This window comes from Clostridium sp. AM25-23AC, from assembly GCF_003435125.1.
GTDB lineage: Bacteria > Bacillota > Clostridia > Lachnospirales > Lachnospiraceae > Pilosibacter > Pilosibacter fragilis.
In genome coordinates this window covers 1-1,546 of record NZ_QWGI01000084.1, presented here as the reverse complement: position 1 = coordinate 1,546, position 1,546 = coordinate 1, and the positions used below count along the sequence as shown (strand labels likewise).

The 1,546-nt window shown below is 51.0% G+C and carries 3 protein-coding genes; 2 read left to right on the top strand and 1 reads right to left on the bottom strand.

The features are described 5' to 3' along the window. Positions 1–253: 253 nt before the first annotated feature. The gene (locus DW677_RS17945; protein WP_117472598.1) at positions 254–691 is read right to left on the bottom strand and encodes a MerR family transcriptional regulator; all 438 of its coding nucleotides are present in this window, start codon (positions 689–691) and stop codon (positions 254–256) included. A gap of 106 nt (positions 692–797) precedes the next feature. Here DW677_RS17945 and DW677_RS17940 point away from each other — a divergent pair, with 106 nt between their 5' ends. Continuing rightward, positions 798–1,337 carry a flavodoxin family protein gene (locus DW677_RS17940; protein WP_117472600.1) on the top strand — a complete coding sequence of 180 codons (540 nt, stop codon included), beginning with the start codon at positions 798–800 and terminating at the stop codon, positions 1,335–1,337. 3 nt (positions 1,338–1,340) lie between these two features. Then, on the top strand, positions 1,341–1,546 hold a 206-nt coding region (locus DW677_RS17935), incomplete at its 3' end, for a carboxymuconolactone decarboxylase family protein (RefSeq protein ID WP_147324995.1).

Here is a 1,546-nt window from a genome sequence, read left to right as displayed (position 1 = left end):
TGTTTGCCGGTTCCTTTCAAAAGCAGCTGATCGCGGTGCTGGGCTATGATGCAGACACTGCAAAAGCCATACAAAGATTCAAAACTACGTGTGGGATGTCCGGCGATTTATCTTGCTCACTAACTTGGTCACTGACTAAGGTTTTCTGACTACCAGTTTACAGAAAACAGAATAGAATCGTCTTCGATGCCTCGTTGGGAAACCAACGGGGTATTTTTTGCTCTGAATCAGACGATACATGGCACAGGAAAGGTTAGCTGTGTGCGTTTTCATATGCTTTTCGGATTCCGTCCGGCAAGCGGTCGGGAATCAGTGTCTTTAGTCTGTCCTCACTGCCGTCTTTGATTGCCTGCTCATAGTACCAGCATTTGAATTTCAGCATATCCAGAGTGCGGTTCATCTGCTCAAGCTCTGTCTCCATGTGCGACCGTTGTTCCTCAAATAGTGCCTTGCGTTGCGGGTAGGTGGACGGCCCTTCTACACACCAATCCATGAACTGCCGGATGTCCTTGATCTCCATGCCAGCTTTTTTCAGACATTCAATGACCCGGAGTGCTTCAATCTCCGTGTCACCGAATTTGCGGATGCCGGATACTCGTTCCATGTTCGGAAACAGCCCCTGCTTATCATAATAGCGCAGCGTGGAGATAGGCAATCCGAACATCTCTGCCACCTGTCCAATTGAATACATAAATCTCCCTCCAAAAATCTTCAAAAAATATCTTGACCTAAAGTTAGGTTTAGGTGATACCATGAGAATACCACAGAGAATATCAAAACGCAAGGAGTGTTCTACAATGAATAAAAAGATACTAATCATTTCTTCAAGTCCCCGTAAGGGCGGCAACTCCGAAACGCTGGCGGCAGCGTTTGCCAAGGGCGCACGGGAGGCGGGCCATCAGGTAGAAACTGTGTATCTGCGAGAAAAGCAGGTTGGCTTCTGCAAGGGCTGTCTTGCCTGTCTGAAGTTGGGGCACTGCGTCATCCAAGACGATGCCGTGGAAATTGCCGCCAAAATGCACGATGCAAATGTGCTGGTGTTCGCAACGCCCGTCTACTATTACTGCGTCAGCGGTCAGCTCAAGACGATGCTGGATCGTGCCAACCCATTGTTCGATACGGACTACGCCTTTACGAAAGCCTATCTGCTTGCAACAGCGGCAGAGAACGCACCGGAGACCTTTGCGGGCACAGAGAAGGCTGTGCAGGGCTGGGTGGACTGCTTCCCACGCTGTGCGCTGGTGGGCACAGTGTTTGCAGGCGGTGTGAACGGCGTGGGTGAGATTGCCGGACATCCTGCGCTGGAGCAAGCCTATCAGATGGGCAAGGAGGTGTGAGACATGGCAGTTAAACAAACGGCAGGCAGAGAGGCTTTGGGGGAATTTGCTCCCAAATTTGCGGAATTGAATGATGATGTGCTGTTCGGGCAGGTGTGGAGCAGGGAAGACAAGCTTTCCCTGCGGGACCGCAGCATTGTAACAGTGGTGGCGCTGCTGGCGCAGGGACTGACGGATTCGTCCTTTCAGTACCATCTGACAACTGCAAA

What these genes read in the sequence shown, in the direction of transcription:
- DW677_RS17940 (WP_117472600.1), top strand. Translation starts at nt 798, where the DNA reads ATGAATAAAAAGATACTAATCATTTCTTCAAGTCCCCGTAAGGGCGGC.
- DW677_RS17945 (WP_117472598.1), bottom strand. Translation starts at nt 691, where the DNA reads ATGTATTCAATTGGACAGGTGGCAGAGATGTTCGGATTGCCTATCTCC.